This window comes from Campylobacter sp. RM9334 (genome assembly GCF_020138145.1).
Classification (GTDB): domain Bacteria; phylum Campylobacterota; class Campylobacteria; order Campylobacterales; family Campylobacteraceae; genus Campylobacter_E.
The window spans coordinates 1-832 of sequence record NZ_JACGAX010000051.1; the positions used below are offsets into that span (position 1 = coordinate 1).

At 30.2% G+C, this 832-nt stretch carries 1 protein-coding gene; it reads left to right on the forward strand.

Going from position 1 to position 832, the window contains the following annotated elements:
- Window positions 1-56 precede the first annotated feature (56 nt).
- On the forward strand, window positions 57-832 hold a 776-nt coding region (locus AVBRAN9334_RS10070; protein WP_442862423.1), incomplete at its 3' end, for a Cj0814 family flagellar-dependent secreted protein.

The window sequence follows — 832 nt, forward strand, 5'->3', positions numbered from 1 at the left end:
GTTTAAAATCTTTAGTAGAACAAAACAATAAAGCTCATATAATAGGTAAAAGATTCATGGAAATTGATATAGCAAAAAGCGTTGGAAATGCTTATAAAGTCTTAAGCCAAGTTGTAAGTGAAGATTTTTTAAACTCTAAAGAATTTTTTAGTAAAGAAGATATTAACAATTTGCCATGTGGGTTTGAGATAGATAATAGTACCTTTAGTGTAGGCAAGATTTTACAAACTAGATATGATTTTGAAGATTATAATGATAAGAATATTCATGCACGAGATTTTCAAAGAATAAAGGGTGCTGATACACTATTTCATTATGATGGTGATGGCAAAATGGATATGTTTCCCGTGCATAGCGATAGTTTTTCTCAAGGTTATTCTATTTTATGGGACGCTAAAGGCGATAATTATAAAAACAATCAAGGAGATGTAAGTCGTGGTGGAATATTAATAGCCGTATTAAGAAATAATCATTTTTTAGTAGAAGGCGAGAGAACTTATTGGGGCAAGATGAGTGGCGGGGATAGATTTGTAGATTATAAAGAATTCGCACAAAATGTCGCAAAACCACTTAATTCTATGGTAGCAAAAGGTTTAATAACTCAAAGCGATATTTCAAAAATGCCAAAATACTTAGCTGATGAAGCAAATAGATTATCACAAGATTTTAAAAGAGCAAGAAGTGAAGAATTAGCAAAAGAATATAAAAAAATACTAAATTGGTATGAAAAACTAGCTTATGAAATGCTAAGTGGTAAAAATCTAAAAGCTCCTAAAGATATAGATAGTTATGAAACATTTGAAGAGTTTTTGCAAGTGGCTTTACAATACAG